The 19,439-nt window shown below is 47.0% G+C and carries 21 protein-coding genes; 17 read left to right on the top strand and 4 right to left on the bottom strand.

The genetic code is table 11. The features are described 5' to 3' along the window. The first annotated feature begins 67 nt into the window (after positions 1-67). On the top strand, positions 68-973 hold the full coding sequence (locus tag QZT80_RS15730; RefSeq protein WP_295123890.1) for an AraC family transcriptional regulator: 906 nt from the start codon (positions 68-70) through the stop codon (positions 971-973). A gap of 70 nt (positions 974-1,043) precedes the next feature. Continuing rightward, positions 1,044-1,823, top strand: coding sequence for an SDR family NAD(P)-dependent oxidoreductase (locus QZT80_RS15725; RefSeq protein ID WP_295123887.1), 780 nt, complete (start codon positions 1,044-1,046; stop codon positions 1,821-1,823). Positions 1,824-1,879: 56 nt separating this feature from the next. Here the strand turns inward: QZT80_RS15725 and QZT80_RS15720 are convergent, their stop codons facing one another. Then, positions 1,880-2,572: a type 1 glutamine amidotransferase domain-containing protein gene (locus QZT80_RS15720; RefSeq protein WP_295123884.1), complete on the bottom strand. Its 693-nt coding sequence runs from the start codon at positions 2,570-2,572 to the stop codon at positions 1,880-1,882. A gap of 175 nt (positions 2,573-2,747) precedes the next feature. Between QZT80_RS15720 and QZT80_RS15715 the strand changes: the two genes are divergently transcribed. From QZT80_RS15715 to QZT80_RS15695, 5 genes are all read left to right on the top strand, one after another. Beyond that, positions 2,748-3,311, top strand: a complete 564-nt coding sequence (locus tag QZT80_RS15715; RefSeq protein ID WP_295123881.1) for a Crp/Fnr family transcriptional regulator — start codon at positions 2,748-2,750, stop codon at positions 3,309-3,311. A 203-nt stretch (positions 3,312-3,514) separates the two neighbouring features. Further along, complete coding sequence (locus tag QZT80_RS15710) at positions 3,515-4,000, top strand: sigma-70 family RNA polymerase sigma factor (protein ID WP_295123878.1); 486 nt, start codon at positions 3,515-3,517, stop codon at positions 3,998-4,000. Beyond that, on the top strand, positions 3,987-4,493 hold the full coding sequence (locus tag QZT80_RS15705) for a hypothetical protein (RefSeq protein WP_295123875.1): 507 nt from the start codon (positions 3,987-3,989) through the stop codon (positions 4,491-4,493). Before QZT80_RS15710 ends, QZT80_RS15705 begins: the two co-directional genes overlap by 14 nt. A 60-nt stretch (positions 4,494-4,553) precedes the next feature. Next, positions 4,554-5,081: a DUF4252 domain-containing protein gene (locus QZT80_RS15700; protein WP_295123872.1), complete on the top strand. Its 528-nt coding sequence runs from the start codon at positions 4,554-4,556 to the stop codon at positions 5,079-5,081. 72 nt (positions 5,082-5,153) lie between these two features. Then, positions 5,154-5,666, top strand: coding sequence for a DUF4252 domain-containing protein (locus tag QZT80_RS15695; protein WP_295123870.1), 513 nt, complete (start codon positions 5,154-5,156; stop codon positions 5,664-5,666). 58 nt (positions 5,667-5,724) lie between these two features. Here the strand turns inward: QZT80_RS15695 and QZT80_RS15690 are convergent, their stop codons facing one another. Both QZT80_RS15690 and QZT80_RS15685 read right to left on the bottom strand, forming a co-directional pair. Further along, a complete protein-coding gene (locus QZT80_RS15690; RefSeq protein WP_295123868.1) occupies positions 5,725-6,012 on the bottom strand; it encodes a DUF721 domain-containing protein in 288 nt (95 codons plus the stop codon). Positions 6,013-6,031: 19 nt separating this feature from the next. Continuing rightward, positions 6,032-7,120, bottom strand: coding sequence for a DNA replication/repair protein RecF (locus tag QZT80_RS15685; protein ID WP_295123866.1), 1,089 nt, complete (start codon positions 7,118-7,120; stop codon positions 6,032-6,034). A 148-nt stretch (positions 7,121-7,268) separates the two neighbouring features. On the opposite strand from QZT80_RS15685, the gene pdhA reads away from it, so the two are divergent. The 6 genes from pdhA (at position 7,269) to QZT80_RS15655 (ending at position 11,854) form a co-directional block, all read left to right on the top strand. Beyond that, complete coding sequence (pdhA, locus tag QZT80_RS15680; protein ID WP_295123863.1) at positions 7,269-8,261, top strand: pyruvate dehydrogenase (acetyl-transferring) E1 component subunit alpha; 993 nt, start codon at positions 7,269-7,271, stop codon at positions 8,259-8,261. Between the two features lie 101 nt (positions 8,262-8,362). Beyond that, on the top strand, positions 8,363-9,079 hold the full coding sequence (locus tag QZT80_RS15675) for a tetratricopeptide repeat protein (RefSeq protein ID WP_295123860.1): 717 nt from the start codon (positions 8,363-8,365) through the stop codon (positions 9,077-9,079). A gap of 33 nt (positions 9,080-9,112) precedes the next feature. After that, on the top strand, positions 9,113-9,616 hold the full coding sequence (ribH, locus tag QZT80_RS15670; protein WP_295123857.1) for a 6,7-dimethyl-8-ribityllumazine synthase: 504 nt from the start codon (positions 9,113-9,115) through the stop codon (positions 9,614-9,616). Between the two features lie 75 nt (positions 9,617-9,691). Continuing rightward, positions 9,692-10,411 (top strand): (Fe-S)-binding protein, encoded by a 720-nt coding sequence (locus QZT80_RS15665; protein ID WP_295123854.1) that lies wholly within the window; start codon positions 9,692-9,694, stop codon positions 10,409-10,411. A gap of 27 nt (positions 10,412-10,438) precedes the next feature. Beyond that, positions 10,439-10,849, top strand: a complete 411-nt coding sequence (locus QZT80_RS15660) for an EVE domain-containing protein (RefSeq protein WP_295123852.1) — start codon at positions 10,439-10,441, stop codon at positions 10,847-10,849. A gap of 318 nt (positions 10,850-11,167) precedes the next feature. Then, positions 11,168-11,854: an NAD-dependent deacylase gene (locus tag QZT80_RS15655; protein ID WP_295123850.1), complete on the top strand. Its 687-nt coding sequence runs from the start codon at positions 11,168-11,170 to the stop codon at positions 11,852-11,854. Between the two features lie 83 nt (positions 11,855-11,937). On the opposite strand, the gene QZT80_RS15650 is transcribed toward QZT80_RS15655, so the two are convergent. Continuing rightward, the gene (locus QZT80_RS15650; protein WP_295123848.1) at positions 11,938-13,263 is read right to left on the bottom strand and encodes a saccharopine dehydrogenase C-terminal domain-containing protein; all 1,326 of its coding nucleotides are present in this window, start codon (positions 13,261-13,263) and stop codon (positions 11,938-11,940) included. A gap of 381 nt (positions 13,264-13,644) precedes the next feature. Between QZT80_RS15650 and gyrA the strand changes: the two genes are divergently transcribed. The 4 genes from gyrA to QZT80_RS15630 all read left to right on the top strand — a co-directional run bounded on the left by gyrA (position 13,645) and on the right by QZT80_RS15630 (position 19,436). Next, positions 13,645-16,245, top strand: a complete 2,601-nt coding sequence (gyrA, locus tag QZT80_RS15645) for a DNA gyrase subunit A (RefSeq protein WP_295123845.1) — start codon at positions 13,645-13,647, stop codon at positions 16,243-16,245. Positions 16,246-16,301: 56 nt separating this feature from the next. Continuing rightward, positions 16,302-17,552: a hypothetical protein gene (locus QZT80_RS15640; protein ID WP_295123842.1), complete on the top strand. Its 1,251-nt coding sequence runs from the start codon at positions 16,302-16,304 to the stop codon at positions 17,550-17,552. Positions 17,553-17,880: 328 nt separating this feature from the next. After that, on the top strand, positions 17,881-18,357 hold the full coding sequence (locus tag QZT80_RS15635) for a hypothetical protein (RefSeq protein ID WP_295123839.1): 477 nt from the start codon (positions 17,881-17,883) through the stop codon (positions 18,355-18,357). 128 nt (positions 18,358-18,485) lie between these two features. After that, a complete protein-coding gene (locus tag QZT80_RS15630) occupies positions 18,486-19,436 on the top strand; it encodes an NADP-dependent oxidoreductase (protein WP_295123836.1) in 951 nt (316 codons plus the stop codon). The last annotated feature ends 3 nt before the right edge of the window (positions 19,437-19,439 follow it).

Below are 19,439 nucleotides of genomic sequence, written 5' to 3'. Positions count from 1 at the left end.
CTGAACAAGATGCTCAGGCAGGCGTTTTATTGTACGGAAATCTATTTGAATTTCATAACTTCATACTATGAAATCAAAAGAAACAGTGGCCGAATTCTTCGACTTTCATGGGCAACAACAACCCATGGGGCAGTTTAATGTGTACAGCATCGAGGAGTTTGGCTGCCGCAATGTATTTCTGCCAGCCACCCGTCGTGATTTTTATAAGATTTCACTAATGACGAAAGGAGAAGGCACGATCGCTTATGCAGATAAACAGATCACCGCTCCTGCGCCCGCCTTATCTTTCCTGAACCCCATGGTCCCTTACTCATGGGAGTCGCGGCCCGAAGTGCCGCAGGCCGGTTACTTCTGCCTGTTTACCGAAGATTTTATAGACGCGCACCTGCGTAGTGGCGGTCTGTCGCAATCACCTTTGTTTAAAATCGGCGGCAACCATATATTTTTCCCGGACGAACAACAAACCGCCTTCCTGGCTAACATATTTGGCAACATGCTTTGCGAGGTGAGCGGGGGCTATGCGCATAAGTACGACCTACTGAAAAGCTATGTGCAAATCGTGATGCACGAGGCCATGAAAATGCAGCCTGCAGACAATTACGTACAAACCGGTAATGCATCAAAACGCATCAGCGACCTGTTTATCGAACTGCTCGAACGGCAATTCCCCATCAATCCGCCTAACCAGGTAATTAAGCTGAAAAACGCCAATGAATTTGCCGAACAACTCTCTATTCACACCAACCATTTGAATCGTGCGTTGAAAGAAACAACGGGCAAAACCACCTCAGAATGGATTGCAGGAGAAATGGTCCGCGAGGCGAAAGCACTCTTGCGCCACAGCAGTGCCGACGTTGCCGAAATCGGTTACTGCCTGGGCTTCGAGCATCCATCCAACTTCAACATCTTCTTTAAAAAACAAACCGGGCAAACACCGAAACAGTTCCGGAACTCCGTTCTTTCCATTTCATAACTTGCTGTTTGATTCGCATAATTCCTCTTGTTACAGGTGCACCTACCTTTGACTCACAAACAATAACAATATGAGCCAGTTTAAAGGAAAAGTAGCATTGGTAACCGGGGGCGCCACCGGTATAGGTTTAGCAGCAGCCAGGTTGTTCCTGCAGCGCGGGGCCAAAGTTGTAATTGCCGGTCGCCGCGAAAGCGAGGGACAGAAAGCGGTACAGCAGTTAAAGGAAGTAAGTGCGGACGTAGTGTTCGTACAAGCAGACGTATCTAAAAATGAAGAGGTGGTCAAACTCATCTCCGAAACCGTGAAACACTTCGGTCAGCTGGACATTGCCTTTAACAATGCAGGCATCGAAGGAAAGTTCGGCCCCATTACAAACGCCACGGAAGATGACTTCGACAGCGTGATCGACATTAACCTGAAAGGGGTGTGGTTATGCTGCCAACATGAAATTGCACAGTTCAGGAAACAGGGTACAGGCGGAGCGATCGTTAACACCTCATCATGGCTGGCCAGGGGAGCAGCGGCCGGTTCCGCTATCTACTCCGCCAGCAAAGCAGGTGTGGACGGCATGGTACGCGCACTGGCACTGGAAATAGCGGCAGACAACATTCGTATTAACAACGTACAACCCGGCTATATATACACCCCTATGTTCGAACGTTTCTTCCCTGAAGAAGGGCTGGAGCAGGCACTCGAAGTATTCCGCAAACATGCACCGGTGGGCCGTTTTGCCAAACCTGAAGAGGTAGCGGAACTGGCGGTGTGGCTGGGCAGCCCCGAAGCATCGTTCGTTACGGGCGAAAGCATCCTGGTAGACGGAGGGATGGCGATAGGCGGGCAACGTATGTAGATACAAAGGGGCTACCGTAATACGATAGCCCCTTTATGTATTTTATATAACCCGGATTATTTAGCCTCCAAAGCCGCCACGATCTTCTCAACCACCACCTTAGCCGAAGCCGGGTTCTGCCCGGTAATCAGGTGTCCATCCGCTACTGCGAACGGCGCCCAGTCGTTACCGCGCACATATTCCGCGCCCTTCTCTTTCAACATATCCTCCAGCATAAAAGGCACTTCCGCCGTACTTTGACCAGCTATTTCTTCACTATTGGTAAAGCCGGATATCTTTTTGCCTTTGATCAACGGTTCGCCATTCTTCCCTTTCACGTTCTGCAAAGCAGCAGGAGCGTGGCATACGAGTGCTACCGGCTTACCGGCATCGTAAAATGCATTAATAAGACCGATGGAAGTTTCGTTCTGTGGCAAATCCCACATAGGGCCATGGCCGCCGGGATAAAAGATGGCCACATAGTCAGCCGCCTTTACATCTGTGATTTTTACGGTGTTTGCCAATAGCTGCTGAGCAGTGACATCGTCAGCAAAACGTTTCACATCGGCAGTGGCGAAGTCGCCTTTCTCACTTTTTGGGTCGATAGGGGATTTGCCGCCTTCCGGAGAAGCAAGTACCACCTCATAACCTTTACTGGTAAGGTAATAATACGGGGTAGCCAGTTCCTCCGCCCATATACCTGTTTTATGACCGGTAGACTTAATTTCGCCATAAGAGGTAACTACGAATAATACTTTTTTGGGTGCCATGATTGTTGATTTTTTTGTTTGGCTGTAAGCCCCCAGGGCCAGCAGCACCAATAAAACTGAAAATAAAGATTTCATATCGTTCCTAACTTTTCACAAAGCTACGGCGCGGACCAGCTGTCTTGTAAGGAGCTAAATCACTATTTTTGTGTGAGCCACATCACATCCATCAATAATCATGCAGCAACAGTTACGGCAACACATAGAAGAAATAGTCAGTTTAACAGATGAAGAGTTCGAACAGATCTTTGCCTATTTTTCCTCCTATCAACTTAAAAAACACCAGTTTTTAGTCCAGGAAGGCCAGGACGTACACCATGAATACTTTGTCGTAAACGGTTTGCTTAAGTCCGTTTTCACGAACGAGGAAGGGAAGGAACACATCGTGCAGTTTGCTATGGAAAACTGGTGGATCACCGACTACCAGGCTTATTTCAAACGCGGCAAAGCTACGTTGAACATAGATTGTATAGAGCCGGTGCAGTTGCTGGGACTGTCACACGAAAACAAACAGAAGCTTTGCGCGAGTTCACATAAAATGGAGCATTTTTTTATGGTAAAAGTTACGTCCGGCTTTGTGGCATTGCAACAGCGGGTGCTGACGCTGTTGAACAGTAATGCACAGGCGCGGTACGAGCAGTTGATCAACCAATACCCGTTGCTCGCACAGCGTGTGCCCAAGGCAGTGATGGCGGCATATCTTGGCGTTTCGAGGGAAACGTTGAGCAGGCTGAATAGTTAGTGAATGAGGGCGGTGTTAGAAAAGAGAAAGTATACCAAATTGCCATCCCCCCGTTAAAAAACCATCTCCCGTCTCCTCCTTATCTCCTTCATTATCAATCAAAATAAAAAAATCTTCAAAAAAACTTACTACTTTTTGTAACAAACGATTTAAGCAGTCGTCTTCCTAATACTATGTCACACGATCTATTTATTTCTCAGGTAATGCCAGTAAAGCCAAAGCTGCTCCGCTTTGCTTACCGACTGCTGGGCAATGAGGAAGACGCGAAGGACATCATCCAGGATGCGTTACTGAAAGTGTGGCACCATAAAGAAAGGATGAATGATCTGCAGAACCTCGAAGCCTGGTGCATGCGCATCACCCGAAACCTGGCATTGGACCGGTTAAAATCCAAGAAATTCCGCCAGGCCGACGAACTGGATAACGTTCGCGAACTGCCTTCGGCCACCAGGAACCCGCACGCCACGATGGAGCAGAGCGATACGATGAAGAAAGTTCATCAGGTAATACAGGCGCTGCCGGAAAAATACCGCACCATTATCCAGCTTCGCGATATGGACGGTTATACTTACCAGGAAATAGCAGACATACTGGAAGTGGAGATGAGCGAAGTAAAAGTGAATTTGCACCGGGCACGGAAGACGGTGCGGGAACAGTTACAAAATATGCATGTGTATGGATTACAATAAAGTTAGAGCCCTCGTAGCTAAATACTGGGCCTGCGAAACAACGGAAGAAGAAGAAGCGGAATTACGCCAGTTCTTTGCATCTCACACTGAGGTGCTACCTGAAGACCTGCGCGAAGCCGCCCCTATGTTCCAGTACTTTCATGCCGCTGCATCTTTAGAACTGGACTTCCCCGAACTGGACGTAAACATTTTCGCCCAACAGGAGATCGTTAAACCTGCCGCCAAAATCATCAGGCCGTTCTGGCACGACTGGATGAAAGTAGCCGCCATATTAGTAATGGCCTTCGGGGTAGGGTATTCTATCCACCAGTTCGAAGAAAAAAGAAATATGCCCATCGCGATGAGTAAGGACACATTCGACGATCCTGAAAAGGCTTTTGAGGAAACACAAAGAGCCCTCGCCATTATCGCCAAAAACATGGACAAGGGTACCAAACAAATGGAAAAGCTATCGTACTTCAATGATGCGGTAAACAAAGTAAGTTCAAATTAACACGGCCGTTCTAGAACCAATTATATCACCAATTAAAGCACTCTTTCTAAAATCAATAACATGAAAAAGATAATATTCCTGCTTGCATTTACCCTCTCCTCAGCATCGCTGTGGGCGCAAGGCAGCTTCGATAAGTTTTTTGCAAAATACGCCGATGCCGATGGCTTCACTGTCATCAATATCACACCCAAGATGTTCAGTATGTTCTCTAAGGTAGATGTAAATGATCCGGAAGGGCAAAAGGTAATGCAGGTGGCCAAGAAGTTAACCGGCCTGCGCATCATTACCGCAGAAGATGCTGATGCCGCCGCCAGTAAGAAGTTATACCGCGAGGCCGCCAGTTATCTTACCAAAGATTTCCAGGAACTGATGAGCATCAAAAACGAGGATACCGATCTGAAGTTCATGGTGCGCGAAAACGCTAAGGGCAATATCGCCGAACTGGTAATGCTTGTGGGAGGCGACGAATTCGTAGCCATCACCGTAAATGGCGACTTCAGCCTGGCCGACCTCTCAGGCATTTCTGATAACGTAAAAATTACCGGATTCGATAAACTCGGTAACCTGGGAAACAAAAAGAAACCTTAACCCTACGCGCCGCAGCCCTTTGTTTTACCGCCATTCTTCAGAGGGCTGCGGCGCTTACCAAATCTACCTTATATGCTTAAACAATTATCATCTTTCGCCATCATCCTCTTTGCAGGATTATTACTCTCTTCTTCCGCCAACGCTCAGAAAAAAACGCTCCGCGACTTCCGTAAATCTTATTGGGGCAAAGGCGAAACCTTCACTATCGGACTGGGTTTTGTTCCGTTGAGGCTCGCCGGTATGTTCATTACTAAAAATTCGTTTGATGGCGAAGGCCGCGAAGCCAAACGCCTGTTACGAAAAATCAAAAAGATAAGAATTCACACCATCGAAGATGCGCAGATAGAAAATGCTGAGGTAAGCAAACTGAAATCTGATCTTCAGAAAGCACGTTTCGAACCATTAATGGAAGTAAAATCTGACGGTAGCCGGATTGAGATCATGAGCCGTGGAACGGAAAAGAAACTGGGAAGGGTAGTGATGTTAGTGCAGGATGACTCAGAGATGGTGATGGTGGCGCTGAACACGAAAATCAGCATGAACGACCTCGCTAAAGCGGCGAAGTACTTCAAAGACATGGATTAGCACTGTTTTTCAATCATGATAATCTATACAGGCCTGGTGTTTACACATCAGGCTCTTTTTATTTGATGATCACCTCGCGAATGGCTGGTTCGCCCAGCATTTCATTCACCAGTTTAACGATCTTGTCTTTAGAGTAGGAAAGTTCCTGTTTGAGGGGACCTACGGCTGTAGTGATAATCAGTTTGCCGTCGATCAATGCGATGCTTTCGGTGTAACGGGAGATGGTTTTGCCCATCAGCATTTCCCAGTTCTCCTGCACTTTAATCTCCAGCAACCTTGGTTTAAGGCGGCTTTTGTTGAGATATTCCTGGAGGGCGTCGCCCATACTTGTAATACCGTATCGCATAATACGAAGGTACGCAAATTTACATGTGGATAAGCTGTATAATATCCCCATCCCCGTCGAACGCCTGTAACAGCCGGTCAGCATGGGTATCAGTAATAAATACCTGCCCGTAATCATCGCTCCGTACCAATTTAATTAACCGGGCCACCCTTTCCTGGTCGAGTTTTTCAAACACATCGTCCAGTAAAAGCAGGGGAGGGAACTGTTTGTGCAGGCTGATCACCTCGTACTGCGCCAGTTTAAGGGCGAACAGGAAGCTTTTCCGTTGCCCCTGAGAGGCGCTCGACTTCATCGGGTGATCGTCGAGCAGGAACTGCAGATCGTCGCGGTGGATGCCCGCCGACGTACGTTGTAATGTTTTATCTTTTAACTGATTGGTGATGAGCAGTTTACTAAAATCCATTTCCAGCAGGGGGCTTTGGTACTTAATGTCCACCACCTCGTGTTTACCCGCCAGGTAATCGTATAAAGCCTGCACCCGGGGAATAAATGGCTCCAGGAAGTTGCGGCGGGCTTCGAACACCGGGATACCGTGCGCTACCAACTGATCGTCGAATATCTCCAGCAGCGCGTCCTGGTTCTGCCCGGTTTCAGCAATCGTTTTAAGCAACCCGTTACGCTGTAGCAGGATTTTCTGGTAAGCGATCAGGTGGTCCAGATAGCCGGCAGACAACTGGGACAGGAGCGCGTCGAGCCAGCGGCGACGTTCCTCGCTGCCTCCCAGGATGATCTCGGCATCGTCCGGCGCGATCATAACAGCCGGAAAGTGCCCGATATGGCGGGAGAACTTGTCGTAGCTGTCATCGTTAAGGGCCACGTCTTTTTTGCCCTCCTTGAGCGTGCAAACCACCTTATCCGCCTTTCCCGACCGCTCCATAATACCCTCCAGGCGAAAGCCGGAAGTATTATAATGAACGTTTTGGGCTTCGGTGCTGGTAAAGTAGCTTTTGGTAAAGCAGAGGTAGTAAATGGCGTCGAGCAGGTTGGTTTTTCCCGAACCGTTGCGCCCGGTAATGCCCACAATACGCTTCTCGAACCCGAAAACGCGTTGCGGGTAATTCTTAAACTGAACGAGTGATATTTTCTTAACCAGGAGCAAAATCTGCACTACAATTATGAACGATATGCAAAAGTGCTTGAATTTGACGAATTTGCATAATTTGACATGAATAGTAATTCGTATTACGTTTTTACGATTTTCCTGTTATATTTGCGGACAAATTTAGAAACTAGTGCAAACTAAAAAGGTTAAGGACGTGAAGACGAAATTCACCAAGGAAACATACCTCTACTGGTACGAACTGATGCTGTTGCTGCGCAAGTTCGAGGAAAAAGCAGGCCAATTATATGGAATGCAGAAGATACGCGGTTTCTGTCACCTTTACATAGGTCAGGAAGCCATTGCAGCAGGTGCGATGACAGCTACACGCCCGGAAGATAAATATATCACTGCTTACCGCGACCACGCGCTGGCGATCGCAAAGGGTATATCTGCCAAGGCATGTATGGCTGAACTGTACGGTAAAGCGACAGGTTGTTCGAAAGGTAAAGGTGGTAGTATGCACTTCTTCTCCCTGGAGCACAACTTCTTCGGCGGCCACGGTATCGTAGGAGCTCAAATTGGTACAGGTGCAGGTCTGGCCTTTGCTGAGCAGTACAAAGGCACCGACAACGTTGCCCTTTGTTTCTTCGGCGATGGCGCTGCCCGTCAGGGTATGCTGCACGAGACCTTCAACATGGCTATGACCTGGAAGCTCCCGGTGATCTTTATTTGCGAAAACAACATGTACGCCATGGGTACTTCAGTAGAACGTACCTCTAACGTACTGGACATCTATAAACTGGCCGACGCTTACGAAATGCCTGCCGATTCTATCGACGGTATGAGCTGCGAAGCCGTTCACGAAGGTGTTGACAGGGCCGTTAAACGTGCCCGTGAAGGCGGCGGACCAACCCTGCTGGAAATCAAAACTTACCGTTACCGCGGCCACTCTATGAGTGACCCTGCTAAATACCGTACCAAGGAAGAAGTAGAAGAGTATCGTGAGAAAGATCCTATCAACCAGGTGTTGAAAGTAATTACCGACAACAAATGGGCGACAGACCAGGAAATCGAAGCGATCAACGAACGCGTGAAAACGGAAGTGGAAGACTCCGTAACTTTTGCGGAAGAATCACCTTGGCCTTCTGATGATGAGTTGCTGAAAGACGTGTATACACAGGAAGATTATCCTTTTATTGTTGATTAATACCATAAAAGCGGGGTTAACGGTTGATCTGTGAGGATCAGGTCGTTAACCTTCTTTTTATTTATAACAAATCCTAACGGACATAATAACACATCTACACAATGGTAGAGAACAAAACAGATATTCAACAACAAGGTGCCGGCCACAGTCCTAAAAAATCTCAGGACTTTGACCTGGAAAATTCCATGCACAAAGCTGAAGACTTCTATCAAAAGAACAAGAACATCATCAATTATGGCCTGATTGCCGTAGTGGTGGTGGTAGGCGGTTTCTTCGCCTATAACCGTTTCGTAAAAGCTCCCAACGAACAGAAAGCGCAGGAAGCAGCGTTCACAGCGCAGCATTACTTTGCGGTAGATTCTTTCAAACTGGCGCTGAACGGCGACGGCAACAACTATGGTTTCCTGGAAGTGATCAACAAATATGGTGGCACTAAAGCAGGTAACCTGGCAAAATACCAGGCTGGCGTTTCCTATGTAAAAATGGGCGATTTCCAGAAAGGTATCGACTTACTGAAAGATTTCAGTGCCAACGACCTGGTAGTACAGGCAATGGCTTATGGCATTACCGCCGACGCTTACATGGAGCTGGGTAAAGATGCCGAAGCGATTGAGTTCTACAAAAAAGCAGGCGCTTACAACGAGAACGATCTTACTTCTCCGCTGTACCTGATGCGCGCTGGTTTAGCACTTGAAAAAAACAGCAAAAACGACGAAGCCATCCAGATCTATAAATCGATCAAGGAGAAATACCCAACCTCTCCGGAAGGAAGAGATATCGACAAATACCTGGCTCGCCTGGGTGTTGTGAAGGATTAAGAGATTAGGTTTTAGTGAAAAGAAATTTCGGGTATGTCTATACATAATCAAAGCGTACTGAATGATGCTGGCATTCTCCAACTGGAGAGTGCCAGTGTTGTTATGATCTATACGGAATGGAACGATTTCGTAACGAACGAACTGGTTGCAGGCTGCGAGCGCACGCTGGCCCAGTACAACATTAAGAACACTTCCAAATACCTGGTGCCTGGCGCTTTCGAGCTGCCATTTGCCTGCAGGCAACTCTGGGAAAACACAAAAGGCACCGGCGAACAGCCTTCTGCCATTATCGCTTTCGGTTGCGTGATCCGCGGAGCAACACCCCATTTCGATTATGTTTGCAAAGCAGTAACCGATGGCATACTTCAACTGAACCTTGAACTGCCCGTGCCCGTTATTTTCGGTGTACTTACCGTAGATAATGTAGAACAGGCGCAGGAAAGACTGGGTGGAGCGCACGGCCACAAAGGCGATGAAGCCGCCCTTACAGCCTTAAAAATGATCAGCTTCCAACGACAGTTAGCGACCAAACGTTAGTTTTTTTTACACCAGGACAGTAAACCAACTCGACCCGGCCCCAAAGCCGGTACAAGTTAATTGAACATATCACCCATGAACGTACAGCTATTCATACCATGCTTCGTGGACCAGCTTTTCCCCGAAACCGCCTTTAATATGGTGAAGGTGCTGGAGAAACTGGGATGTAACGTAAACTACAACCCCGAGCAAACCTGCTGTGGCCAGCCTGCTTATAATGCAGGTTACCGCGACGAATGCCGTTCGGTGGCTACCAAATTTGTAAAAGATTTTCGCACATACGACTACATTGTGGCGCCCAGCGGTTCCTGCACCGGTTTTGTACGCAATTACTATAGTAAATTGTTCGACAACTCCGCCACACACAACGATGTAAAACTGCTGAAAAAGAACCTATTCGAATTCACCGAGTTCCTGACCGAAAAGTTAGGTGTTACCAACCTGGGCGCTACGCTTAACGGTGTGGGCACTTACCACGACGCCTGCGGTGCCCTGCGCGAATGCGGCATCAAAGAAGCCCCGCGTAAACTGCTCGAAAACGTAAAAGGACTGGAACTCAGGGAAATGACTGACTGCGAAACCTGCTGCGGTTTTGGCGGCACCTTCTCCGTTAAATTCGAACCTATTTCGGTTGGAATGGGTGAACAAAAAGTGCTGAACGCGATAGACGCCGGCGCCGATTACCTGATCAGCACCGACCTTTCGTGCCTGATGCACCTCGACGGTTATATCCGTAAGCACGGCCATTCGATTAAAACTATGCACATTGCAGATGTGCTGGCCAGCGGATGGTAAAATCTAAAAAAAGAAATTAAAACTGATATGAACTACTGGCTTGTTAAATCAGAACCTTTTAAATATTCCTGGGACCAGTTTGTAAAAGATGGTGTTACCTTTTGGGACGGCGTACGCAACTACCAGGCCCGCAACAACCTGAAGGGCATGAAAAAGGGCGACGAAGTATTGTTTTATCACAGCAACGAAGGGCTGGCCGTAGTGGGCATTGCCAAAGTAGCGAAAGAACATTACCAGGACCCCACCACCGATGATGCTAACTGGGTAGTGGTAGACCTGAAACCTGTAAAGGCTTTTAAAACACCGGTTACCCTGGCACAAATGAAGATCGAAAAGCGACTGGCAAACCTGTCGCTGATCAGGCAGGGCAGGCTGTCGGTGTGTAATGTTACGGAAGATGAATTTAAAACGATACTGGAAATGGGAGGGATGAAGTAACCCTTTCTTCCACAATGAATATGTACCCGGAGCCTGATGGCTTCGGGTATTTTTTTGCCACCTTCTCCAACACGCATAAACAGTCGCCCGGAGCTTTTTCCGTTTAGTCATTGCATTGACCGTTGGACGAAACAGCGTTTTGTCGTTTACGTTAGACAAGGCTTCGGTACGACTGGTTTTATCATTGACCGTTGTCTTCCCTTCCTGCTGCGGCATGTTTACGCAGAAGACTGCACCAACCGGTAAGCCAGCCGCAGGCATCCTGACTTCTTGCATATTGTGTGTGCTTGTTTCATGTTTTCCATTTAAATTACAGCTATGAAACCCGTACTCGTTGTTTTAACAGGCGCTGGTATTAGCGCAGAAAGCGGCCTTCGCACCTTCCGCGACAGCGATGGCCTGTGGGAAGGATATGATATTTACGAAGTGGCGTCGCCAATAGGCTGGAACAAAAATCCGCAACTGGTGCTTGACTTTTACAATATGCGCCGCAAAGATGTGTGCAATGCCGAGCCGAATGCCGCCCATTTCGGTTTGGCGAAACTGGAGGAAAAGTTCGACGTACGCATTATTACCCAGAACATCGACGACCTGCACGAGCGTGCCGGATCTACTTCAGTATTACACCTGCATGGCGAGATCTGTAAAATGCGTAGTATACATGACGAAGAAACCGTTTTTCCTTACACTGACGATATTAAACTTGGCGACCTGGCACCCGATGGTGGCCAGTACCGCCCGCATATCGTGTGGTTCGGAGAAGCCGTGCCGATGATAGAAATAGCCGCACAGGTGGTAGCCACAGCCGATGTGTTCGTGGTGATAGGCACTTCGCTGAACGTGTACCCGGCCGCCGGACTCGTAGATTTCGTGGGCGATCAAACGCCCAAGATCGTGATCGATAAGCGCATTCCGGAGGTGAGCCATCTGCCTAATCTTCATACGATTGAGAAACCGGCTACAGAAGGGGTGGAGGAACTGATAAAGTTATTGAACGAACAATAGAAAAGGCCGTCCATGTGGACGGCCTTTTTCCTGAATCACAGTTAATTATAAACGACGGAGTTTGTCATAGGAAAAATATCTTTCTACTCAAAACTCTCCTCAAATCGGATATCGTAGTCTTCCAGTTCGCGGAGTACCGGGTTGTAGATTTCCGGTAACACTGGTATATGTAGTCCTTTCAATTCGATTTTGTCCTGCAATATCAACTTAGCAAGAATCCCCATGGGCAGGCCAACCGTTTTCGCCATAGCGGTACGAAGATTATCTTCTCCCTGGGCGATCATGTAACTATGCAAACGGGTGGCCATATTCCTGCGCTCGAACTCAATTTCATGTAACATCACGATCATGTCCTTATCATCCGGCTCCATTTTCAGTTTCACCTCCAGGATGTTCTGAAGCAGGCTTGCATTGCTCTGTTGTCCTAAGTTAATCAATTCCCCATTCATTATTCCTAAAAATTTGAGCTGGCGGATGAGTTTAGACTTACTGCTCACCCCCAGGAACTGGGCTATGTTTTCCTCGTTACTCAGGTGTTTGTCCAGCGTTACGTTCTGTGCCGCCCACTTGAAGTAAGTCATATTGTCGGTGTTAAACGACTGCCCCTCCTTAGTTAACCCGAGTTTCACCAGCGCGTTCCAACCTTCCAGGAAGTCGGGGTAACGCAGGGTGGCACGCATAAACGTGGGTATATTTTCGAGATTGTACACCTCTACATAGTTCAGTGAATCGCGGTTGGGATAGAAGGCCAGTTTACCCACACCCGGCACGATCACCGTTTTGGACTGGTCGAACAACGTTTCGTATGGCAGTTCTTTTATCTTCCCTTTTTCCCTGTACACGGCACCCGAACTACCGGCCAGCACGATATTGCGCGAGTTCCAGGAAATCTTATACTGCCAGGGATTATCATTACTTTCCGGTGAAATAAGGCCGCCGCAGTAAGACTTGAAGGAATATATCTGCCCGCCTTTCTTCTCAATAGAATGAATGAGTTTCATGGCCGACATATGATCGATACCCGGGTCCAGTCCCATTTCATACATAAATAGCAGGCCTGCTTTCTCGATTTCTTTCTCCAGCTTCCGCACTTCCGGATCGATGTAGGAGGCGGTTACCAGGTTTTTGCCTGCTTTCAGGCAGTCCTTAGCGATGATGATGTGTAGAGCAGGCGGAAGCAGGGAGATGACCAGGTCAGTTTCACTGATCAGCTGGCGACGTGCTGCCTCGTTTTGAATGTCGATTGCTGCCGGTGTTGCGTAGTAAGATTTCCCAATTTTGGATTTGATCAACATTAAGTCATGGTCTGCTACTGTTACATGCCACTTATGACGTGGTGCGTTTTGGAGCAGGTAATCAATGAGGCACGTGGCTGATTTTCCGGCACCAAACAATAGAATTTGCTTCATAATTCTTGGAAGATGGTTAAAAAAACTATCGAAGTAACAATGTCACCCCTATAATGTTCGAAACTGGAACCCGTTTCGTTTTACAATGTTAAAATATTTTTTGCCGAATTTAAGCCTGATTTTCACGCGGTTACAAACTTTTCTTTTATTTGCTTTGTGAAACCGACGCATTAATGATAATGCGCATATTGAAATTTAACTGGAGATGAGACGAATTTATCATTAAAATTTTAGATAATTGCATCCCGGGGTTAAAAAACAGGGTAAAATAGTATCCAGATTTTATTAACATTGGGTCCCAACGCGCTCCGAATACGGCCTGAATAAGTTATATTTGCCCATCTTAATTTACAGCTGAAAAACCTGTAAACCAATAAAATAATGATAGAAAATACGGAAAATCCACAGGAAGGTAGAATTGTTCGGATTAATATCGAGGAACAAATGAAAACGGCCTACATCGACTACTCTATGTCGGTGATCGTAGGTCGCGCATTGCCCGACGTACGGGATGGCCTGAAACCCGTTCACCGCCGCGTATTGTTCGGCATGAACGAACTGGGTAACAACAGCAATAAAGCCTACAAAAAATCCGCGCGTATCGTGGGTGAGGTTATGGGTAAATTCCATCCTCACGGCGATGCGTCTATCTATGATACTATTGTGCGCCTTGCGCAACCCTGGAGCATGCGCTACATGATGGTGGACGGTCAGGGTAACTTCGGTTCCGTGGATGGCGATATGCCGGCGGCCATGCGTTATACGGAGATCCGTTTACGCAAGATCGCAGAAGCGATGCTGGAAGATATCGATAAAGAAACGGTTGATTTCAGTCTCAACTTCGATGATACACTCGAAGAACCGACCGTACTTCCTACGCGCGTTCCCAACCTGCTTATCAATGGAGCGTCGGGTATTGCGGTAGGTATGGCCACCAACATCATGCCTCACAACCTTTCCGAGGTTGTAGACGGATGTATAGCCTACATCGAAAATCGCGACATCACTATCGAGGAGCTTATCAAACACGTTAAAGCACCGGATTTTCCGACAGGTGGTATTATCTATGGTTTCGACGGTGTTAAGCAAGGCTTTGAAACTGGCCGTGGCAGGGTAGTGGTACGTGGTAAAATCACGTCTGAAACTACGAAGGCCGGTCGCGAAAAGCTGGTTATATACGAACTGCCTTACCAGATCAACAAGGCGGTATTGCATCAGAAAATAGCTCAACTGGTAAATGATAAGGTTATTGAAGGAATTTCCGATGTTCGTGACGAGTCTGATCGCGAAGGCATGCGCCTCGTTATCGACCTGAAACGTGACGCGATCCCTAACGTGATCATCAACCAGCTGTATAAATACTCTGAACTCCAGACTTCTTACGGTATCAATAACGTAGCCCTTTCAAAAGGCCGTCCGCGTATCTTCAATCTGAAAGATATGATCTCGGAATTTATTGAGTTCCGTCATGAAGTAGTAGTAAGAAGAACACAGTATGAACTGCGTGAGGCAGAGAAAAAAGCGCACATCTTACAGGGTTACCTGATCGCGCTGGACCACCTCGACGAAGTAATCGCACTGATCCGTAATTCAGCTACACCAGACGTTGCGAAAGAAGGTTTGGTAAGCAACTTCGGTCTCTCTGAAATACAGGCCAAAGCCATCCTGGAATTACGTCTTCAGCGTTTAACAGGCATGGAGCGCGATAAGATCCGTGAAGAATATGATGAGATCATGAAACTGATTACGCATCTGAAAGATATCCTGGGTGATGAAGGTCTTCGTTTCCAGATCATCAAAGATGAACTGGAAGACGTGAAAAAGAAATTCGGTGACGAACGTAAAACCGAAATTCAGTACCTCGCCAGCGAAATGCGTATTGAAGATATCATTGCGGAAGAAGATGTGGTAATTACCATTTCTCACCTTGGTTATATCAAACGTACTTCTGCATACGACTACAGGCAACAGAAACGCGGTGGCCGTGGTGCCATCGGCGGCAAAACCAGGGACGAGGATTATATCGAACACCTGTTCGTGGCCTCTACCCACCATACGATGCTGTTCTTTACCGAAAAAGGCCGTTGTTACTGGCTGAAAGTGTACGAAATCCCGGACGGTGAAAAATCCGGTAAAGGTCGTGCCATCCAGAACCTGATCACACTGCCTTCTGACGATAAGATCCGTACCATTATCGATATTAAAGATCTTCAGGATAAAGAGTTCATTAATAACCACTACATCGTACTCTGTACGAAGAGAGGTACTATTAAGAAAACGCTCGTGGAAGAGTTCTCCCGTCCGCGCCAGAACGGTGTGAACGCGATTACGATCAACGAGGGCGATCAGTTGCTCGAAGCCAAACTCACTAATGGCAATAGCGAGATGATGATGGCCATTAAGAGCGGCCGTGCGATCCGCTTCCCGGAAAATACAGTGCGTGAAACCGGCCGTGGTGCTATCGGTGTAAGGGGTATAGAGGTTGATAATGAGACAGATGAGGTAGTTGGTATGATTTGTGTTAATAAGGAGGACGAAACACGAACTGTTCTTGTGGTATCTGAAAAGGGCTTCGGTAAACGTACCAATATCGAAGAATACCGTATCACCAACCGCGGTGGTAAAGGTGTTAAAACGATCAGTGTTACAGAAAAAACCGGTAGCCTTATCGCGATACTCGATGTTACGGAGAAAGATGACCTGATGATCACTTGTAAATCAGGTATCACTATTCGTATGGCAGTTGCAGACATCCGCGAAGCAGGCCGCGCCACTCAGGGTGTACGCCTGATCCGCCTTGATGAAACTGACGAAATTGCAGCAGTAGCAAGGATCGACGAACAGGAAGAACAGCCTGAAGAATTACCGGAAGGCGAAGAAGGTGCAGAAGATGCTGGAACTGCGGAAGGTGCGGAAAATGAAACACCAGCCGAAAACACAGCGGAAGCAGCTGGCGAAGAAACCGCTCCTGTTGAAGAATAATATAAACCACGGTAACTATCAACATTGTTAATCATAATTAAAAAAACCTGAGCCACATGAAAAAACTTATGTTGTCTTTTCTCTTTTGCTCGGCAGTTGTGTCGGTAATGGCACAAAAAGCAAAAGTGAGCAGCGCAGAAGAAAATTTAGGAAAGAAGGATTACGATAAGGCTAAAGCGGATATCGACGCGGCCCTTCAGCACGATAAAACCAAAGACGATGCAAAAACCTTTTATGTAAAAGGTAAGATCTACGAGGCTATCGCTACTGACAAAAAGAGCCTGGCCGATGCGCTGACAGCTTACGAAGCTTATAAAACAGCTATCGAAAAGAATCCTAAACTGACGGATATGATGCTGGAAATCAACCAGCGTATGTTCAATGTTTACGCCACTGTAGGTAATGCAGGATACCAGGGTCTTAACTCACAGCAGTGGGACTCATCCTTCACCAACTTCCAGAAAGCAATGGAAATTTCCGAGTTCTATAATTCAAAGAACCTCACAGGAAACATTCCTACAGATACCGCTATGGTGTTCTATACCGGTTACGCTGCCCAGCAGGCTGGTAAAAAAGACGACGCGTTCACTTACCTGAAAAAAGCCGTTGACCTGAAGTTCAAAAACGAACCAGCACTTTACGTATTGCTCGCACAGCAGTACGAAGAAAGACAGGATAACGCTAACTGGCTGAAAACAATCAGCGACGCGAAAGCTGCATTTCCTGCTGACAAACGTTTTAACGATATGGAGATGATTTACTACTCCAAAACCGGTAAAACTGCTGAACTGCTTGACATACTGGAGAAAAAAGTTGCCGCTAATCCGTCTGATTTTGCTGCCACCCTCGACTATGCCATTCGTGTTGACAACGTTGCCAATCCTCGCAGCGAAACGGGTTCTGATCTGCCTAAACCAGCCAACTATGATGAGTTGATGACTAAAGCAGAAACTGCCTACAAAAAAGCACTGGAACTGAATGCTGAAGACGCTACCGCTAACTTCCAGCTGGGTGCGCTGTACTTCAACCGTGCTGTTGTATTCAATAAAGAACTCAACAACCTTGATAGCAAATCGCAGACTGGCCCTAAAGCGAAAGAACTGCAGGCTAAAGTAGAAGCCCTGATGGGACAGTCACTGCCTTTCTTTGAGAAAGCCGATGCAGGTTTCTCAGCTAAAGGTGAACTGGAGCCAGCTGATAAGGATACTTATTACAACTGCCTCACCGCCTTGTCTAAGATCTACGCTATCAAAAACCAAAGCGATAAAGTAGAGTCTACTAAGAAGAAACTGGAAGCATTGAAATAATTCGGTGCCAAAAGATATAGATAAAAAAAGGTGGTGCTAACGCATCACCTTTTTTGTTTGTCTGTGGAATTTAAGAACACCCGCGTCCGCATTGCATCTGCATCAACCCCAATTCCCCAATTTTAACAATATACTACAGGAGTCCAAAGCCGGGCTGTAAAACGCTGTGACGCAAGTCATTTAAACATTCCCATAAATCACGATAGAGAATTTTAAAGCCTGCTTTACTTCTTTTAGCACAGCGCTTTGGCATGAATTTGCGAAGTAGTTACATACTGCCATTCACCAAAACAATCTGACTATTTCATAACTATTTAAAACGCTTTTTATGGCAACAAGATCCACTGGAAATCCAAGGAACCCGGCGCCGCAAAGCGCCCATGCACAACCATACACCACCAACAGGTGGACGCCCGAAGAAAATGCGAGACAGCATGCCGAACAAAGTAACCGGCATAAAAATCGCTTCGAAAATTACGAAGGATATGAAGAAACCGAAGAAGATGATCTCGGTCGGCATTCGGACGAAGATGCAGAAGAGGAAGACCAGCAAGGCGAAAAATTTGATGATAAGTTCGTAAGCGGCTACGATGAAGATTATGAGGAAGATGAAGACCTGGATGCTGACACTATGCACAATCGCCGGGAAACTGTAAAAAGTATGGGCGGCAGATCACGCGTGAATAAAGTGACGGATAGGAAAGAGCATTCCGGTTCAGGCGAAAAAAACCGTGAGCAGGGTTACCGCCAGCGCGCCGGTGCAGCTACCTCCAAAGCCCGTAAAGGCGCTACTGAAAAGAAATAATGACGAAGTTTTTTAGTGTGTAGTTATAGTGTAAAATGGTTAATCATAGTTACTTGCTATGGTTAACCATTCTTTTTGTGAGGCATTTTAGTTAAATTGATGTTTCATTTCCCAAAACAACAAAAACGATGAAAGCCATAGCCGTAGCACATTTCGGAGACACCCCAATTCTAATGGACCTGCCGGCCCCAACCGCAAAACCGGGCTGGATACTGATACGCATAGCTGCCGCAGCGGTTAATCCATACGACTGGAAACTGGTGGATGGCATTATGAAAGATTCTATGCCACATGTATTTCCGCTGATTTTGGGCAATGATGGTGCCGGCACCGTGGAAGCAACAGGAGAGGGTGTTACCCGATTCAAACAAGGCGATAAAATATATGGCCAGTTCCTCCACAAGCCAGTAGGAGAGGGCGCTTACGCCGAATTCGTAGCAGTGCCGGAAAAAGCGGTAATTACTAAAGCTCCTGGTAGTATTCCTTTGGAAGATGCAGCTGCAGCACCAACTGCAGGCATGACGGCCATACAACTGACCGATGCCGCAGAATTGCAGCCGGGCCAAACCTTACTGATCGTTGGCGGCACCGGTGGTGTAGGTTCGTTTGCTATACAGGTGGCCGCCAGCAGGGGCGTGCATGTAATCGCCACCGTATCTTCTGAAGAGGGCGCGCAGCGAGCGAAGACTTTAGGCGCAAATGAAACGGTTAATTACACGGTCGCGCCTATTGCAGAACAGTTGAAAAAATTACATCCCGGCGGTATTGATGCATTAATAGATACCGTAAATGATAAGGCAGGATTTGAAGAACTGTGCGAACAGGTAAAAAAAGGAAAAGTAGCGCTCACCACGAAGTTCGTAACAAATGATTTTTTCCTGAAAGACATGAAATTGCATGGAGGAAACTTCGAAACCCAAAGCACCGTAAAAGCGATGGAAGAGCTGACAGGCCTGATAGAAAAAGGTGCCTTAAAGGTGCCGGTCGAAAGTCGTATACCGCTCGAAGAAGCTCCGGTAGCAGTAGCGCAGAGCAGGATGGGAAAGGGGAAAGGGAAAACAGTTATACTGATTAAATAGATA

The sequence above is a fragment of the uncultured Chitinophaga sp. genome, assembly GCF_902168175.1.
Taxonomy (GTDB): domain Bacteria; phylum Bacteroidota; class Bacteroidia; order Chitinophagales; family Chitinophagaceae; genus Chitinophaga.
The sequence above is the reverse complement of the archived record's forward strand: the minus strand, read 5'-3'. Positions and strand labels throughout refer to the sequence as shown.